A 4,752-nucleotide genomic window follows, 5' to 3' on the forward strand; every position below is an offset into this window, starting at 1 on the left:
GTTCACCCAGGTCTTTGCCTGGTCGATCCGCAGCCCGCAATACAAGTTGCCGGGCGCGGCCTTCCTGCTCGCCAGCGGCATTCTCGCAGGATGCCTTTTCTGGGCCTGGAGGCTGACGCACCGCCTTCCCAATCGCCACAGTTTGGCGCCACCGGAGCCTGCTAATTCCGAGTTTTCGTCCGGGGACACGCCCACGAGCTGAAGGCCTTGCCTGCTCTCGATGTATTGTACGCCGTACGCCGACACCCATCCCCACGATCCACTGGAGAACGTTCCATGCCACTTTCCATGTACCAAGCCTCCGTTCCTGTTTTCGTCCGCGCGCTGGGCCACCTGTCGCATATCCTCGGGAAAGGCGGCGAGCACGCTGCGGCCAAGGGCGTCAGTGACGAGGTGCTGCTGAACACGCGACTGATCCCGGACATGCTGCCGCTGGTCAAGCAGGTGCAGATCGCCTGCGACATGGCCACGCGCGGCAGTGCGCGCCTGGCCGGTGCCGAGCCGAAAACGTTCGAGGACACCGAGACCACGCTGGCCCAGGTGCAGGCCCGCATCCAGGCCGCCATCGACTATGCCGGCAGCTTCACGCAGGAACAGATCGACGGCAGCGAAGACCGCGAGATCGTGCTGAAGATGCGCAGCGGCGAGCTGCGGGGCACGGGCCAACGCTACCTGCTGAATTTCATCCTTCCGAACCTGTTCTTCCACTGCGCCACCGCCTACGACATCCTGCGTCAGGCCGGCGCCGACATCGGCAAGAGCGACTTCATCGGCACCGAACCGATGTAACCGGCACGCATGCAGCACCCGGGCACCTGTCCGCAGTGTGCCCGAAGCGCGCCCTCGCCCTGCCCTTTTCCGTCACCACACTGAACCTGCAGGCCAATGCCGGGGGCCGGGGTTGACAAGCCCGTTTACGCAACCATCACGCCCTCGAGTCCACCATGCCAGCGTGAGGTGCAGGCGATGAACATCCGTATCGAGTGGGTGATGGTGGGCGGCCCGCAACATGGGAGGACCCTGATCCTGCGCCAGGATGCGTCGCGGCGATGCCGACCGGCGATCGTGGCCCTGGACGGCCAACTCGGTCAATGTGCCGTCCGTCGAAACTCGCATCGCGACAGCACACGGTGCATGCTGATGCATCCGCAGGCCAACGCTGCGCAGCTGCTGGAAATGCTGGCGGCGTTTGGTTCCGGAGACCGCGGTCCGTCCACGCGGCACTCGCGGAACCCTGCGTCGCGAACCCAGTCCAATTGTTCACACAGCCTATTGAGGGAGTCGTCACGATGAGCACAAAAGCATCCGGAATGAAATGGGGCATCGGTATCGTGGTGGTCGCACTGCTGCTGCTTGCCGGCTACCTGGTGCTGAAACACCGTCGGCAAGCCATGGCGCCGGCAACGGCGACCGCCAGCAGCGCCCCGGCACCCGCCTCGACCCTGCCGCCGCCGGAGCAACACCCGATTGCCCAGGCGCAAGTCAATCCGGCGCAAGCCAGCACCGCGCCGCTGCCTGCGCTGGACCACAGCGACACCATGGTGCGTGATGCGTTGTCGCGACTGGCCGGTCGCAACGTGAACGGACTTCTGGTGAAAAAAGCGCTGATTCCGCGCATGGTGGCCACCATCAATGCACTGACCGGAAAGTCCCTGCCGGAAAACATCCTTCCAGTGCATGATCCCAGGGGCATGTTCCGGGTCAGCAAGCTGAACGGGCATGCTGTCATCGCGCCAGCAACCCTCGACCGCTATTCGCCCTATGTGGTGCCGTTCGAACAGGCCGACACCCAGTCCATGGTCGCCTGGTACGTGCACAATTACCCGTTGTTCGAGCAGGCCTGGAAACAGCTCGGCTATCCGCAAAAGAGCTTCAACGACCGCCTGGTCGCTGTCATCGACCACCTGCTGGCCACACCTGACCTGCAACACGCTCCGGACCTTGTTGCCGTCAGTGGCGTCTACCAGTTTTCCGATCCGGGTCTGGAAAACCGCTCGATCGGCCAGAAATTGCTGCTTCGCCTGGGCCCCGCACAGGAGGCCAAGGTGAAGTCCAGACTGCGCGCCATCCGCGACGCCATTACCGGTCAGCAGCAACCCGCGGAGCCGACCTCGTCCTCCAACGTACCCGGCGCGGACTGAGCTCAAGCTGGGCCGTGGGCGTCCATGACGCGTCGTAACGCTTGTGCGACTCCGGTCATGGGACAATGGTCCCCTATGCTCAGCGATGCCACCAAGGACGAGATACGCGCCGCCTACGGTCGCCTGAAGACCGGGCTGCCTGGTTTCCGTTCACGCCGTTCGCAGGGCGTGATGGTTGCCGAGGTGGCCAAGCTGTTGTCCCGGCCCGGCGGCGCGGGCGCGATCGAAGCGCCCACCGGCACCGGCAAATCCATGGCCTACCTGATCGCCGGCCACGCCGTGGCCAAGGCGCAGGGCCGCAAGCTGCTGATCGCCAGCGCCACGGTGGCGCTGCAGGAGCAGCTGGTGCGCCGGGATATTCCGCAGTATCTGGCCGTATGCGGCGTCGAGGCCCGGGTGGCCCTGGCCAAGGGACGCCAGCGTTACGTGTGTCCGCGCAACCTCGCCACCGCCAGCGGCGGCGGCGGCGGCGACAGCGCAACCCAGGGTTCGCTGGGACTGGGCGAGGATCTGGCCCTGTGGACCCGTCCACCCAGGGCCGTCGAGACCCGCGCCCTGGAAACCCTGGGCAGCGCCTTCAACGACGAGAGCTGGAACGGTGACATGGACGCCGCACCGGTCGAGGTGCCCGAACTGGTACGACGCATGGTCACCACCAGCGCCGGCGGCTGCACCGGACGGCGATGCGCCCATTTTCGCCATTGCCCGTTCTTCGCGGCACGCCGCGACATTGCCGACGCCGACATCATTGTCGCCAACCAGGACCTGGTGCTTGCGGACCTGACCATGCCGCGCGAGGACGATACCTGGGGTGGCGTCATCCTGCCCAAGCCGGACGAGACCCTGTACGTGTTCGACGAGGCCCATCACATGCCGGCCAAGGCCATCGATCGCGGCGCATCGCATGTGCACCTGATGCAAGCGGTCACGCAACTGAACCGCCTTGACCGGCATTTACGCGGCGCCTATTCGCTCTGCGAGAAGGACCACATTGGCGGCTACGGCTATGAGGCTGGCAGCCAACGGCTGGCCGAGCTGGGGGATGCGCTGGAGGCGCTGGAACGCAGCATCCGCCTGCACTGGACCCCCGCACCACAGGAGTCCGAGCCGATGTGGCGCGCCTCGCTGGGCCGGATTCCCTCCGAATGGACGACCCATGCGCAGAGCCTGATGCTGCTGACCTCCCGCGTGCAGGCCTGGGTGCAGGCCGTGCGGCGCGCGGTCGCGGAACTGGAAAACGGGGGCCCCACCGGCGAGGCCCTGTCGCGCGAACTCGGCATCGCGCTCGAACGCATCGGCCGCCAGCTGGCCGCATGGACAGCATGGTCGCATGAAGACCCGCAGGACCAGGCGCCGCTGGCACGCTGGGTCAGCCTGAACTCCGAACAGCAGGTGCTCTGCCATGCCTCCGCGGTTTCCGCCGCGCGGTTGCTGCGCGAAGTGCTTTGGGACAACGCCGCGGCCGCCGTGATGACCTCGGCCACACTCAGCGCCGGTGGCCACTTCCGCGGCTTTGCCGACGCCGTGGGCCTGCCCGACGATGCCCTGACGCTGAGCCTGCCCTCGCCATTCGAACTCGCAAAGCAGGCGCGCCTTGAGGTACCGCACCTGGACGTGCTGCCCGACGACCGCGAGGGCCATGCGCAGGCCGTTGCCGACTGGCTGGACGCGCACCTGGACTGGGAAGCCGGCAATCTGGTGCTGTTCACTTCGCGCATGAAAATGCAGCGCGTCCTGCAATTGCTGCCCATCGACAAGGTACGCAAGATCCTTGCGCAGGGCAGCCAGGCCAAGTCGAAACTGGTCGCCGACCACACCGAAGCAGTCGAGGCCGGTACTGGCAGCAGCCTGTTCGGACTGGCCTCATTCGGCGAGGGTCTGGATCTTCCCGGACGACTGTGCGAGACCGTGGTGGTGACGCAACTGCCCTTTGCCGTACCCACCGATCCGGTGGGCGCTACCTGGGCCGAATGGCTTGAATCCCAGGGCCGCAATCCATTCTTCGAGGTCAGCCTGCCCGATGCCACGCGCCTGCTGACGCAGTACTGCGGCCGGCTGATCCGTACCGAAACCGACCGTGGCCGCATCGTGCTGCTGGACCGGCGCGTGGTGCTGCGCCGCTATGGCCAGCAAATGCTGGATGCACTGCCGCCGTTCACGCGCGTGATCGAACGCGCCGCCACGCCCGCCTGAGAAGGACGCCTCAAGGGCCTGATCCCCTGCCCGCAGGCAATACGGAAGGTTGCCGGGCAAGACAGCCAGCCGTTTCAACCCCAGGCCGCCACCGCCCGGGTGCGTCGTCGGCAACGCCATACGCAACGCACGCTGTCCTATACTTGATGCATTCCCGCCAACGGATGCATGCCATGCCTGTCCTGATCCTCGGACTCCTGATCTTCCTCGGCGTACACAGCCTGCGCCTGTTCGCCCCCGGCGTTCGCGATCGCATGATCTCCAGACTCGGATCGATGCCGTGGAAGGCGATCATTGCCCTGTTCTCGCTGCTGGGCTTCGTGCTGCTGGTGTGGGGCTTCGGCCAGGCCCGCCAGAACCCGCTGATGCTGTACTCGCCGCCGACCTGGCTGCGCCACCTCAACAGCCTGTTCACGCT

The 4,752-nt window shown here is 66.0% G+C and carries 5 protein-coding genes; all 5 read left to right on the top strand.

Annotated features, from left to right (window positions below):
* Window positions 1-202 (top strand): hypothetical protein (locus tag PF446_RS06385; RefSeq protein WP_298070405.1); only part of this gene is annotated, 202 nt, incomplete at its 5' end.
* A gap of 74 nt (window positions 203-276) precedes the next feature.
* A complete protein-coding gene (locus PF446_RS06390) occupies window positions 277-789 on the top strand; it encodes a DUF1993 domain-containing protein (protein ID WP_298070406.1) in 513 nt (170 codons plus the stop codon).
* A gap of 500 nt (window positions 790-1,289) precedes the next feature.
* Window positions 1,290-2,141, top strand: coding sequence for a DUF3014 domain-containing protein (locus PF446_RS06395; protein WP_298070407.1), 852 nt, complete (start codon window positions 1,290-1,292; stop codon window positions 2,139-2,141).
* A 75-nt stretch (window positions 2,142-2,216) separates the two neighbouring features.
* The gene (gene dinG, locus PF446_RS06400; protein ID WP_298070409.1) at window positions 2,217-4,334 is read left to right on the top strand and encodes an ATP-dependent DNA helicase DinG; all 2,118 of its coding nucleotides are present in this window, start codon (window positions 2,217-2,219) and stop codon (window positions 4,332-4,334) included.
* A 173-nt stretch (window positions 4,335-4,507) separates the two neighbouring features.
* On the top strand, window positions 4,508-4,752 hold a 245-nt coding region (locus PF446_RS06405), incomplete at its 3' end, for an NnrU family protein (protein WP_298070408.1).

This window comes from Oleiagrimonas sp. (genome assembly GCF_027858935.1).
Taxonomy (GTDB): Bacteria; Pseudomonadota; Gammaproteobacteria; order Xanthomonadales; family Rhodanobacteraceae; genus Oleiagrimonas.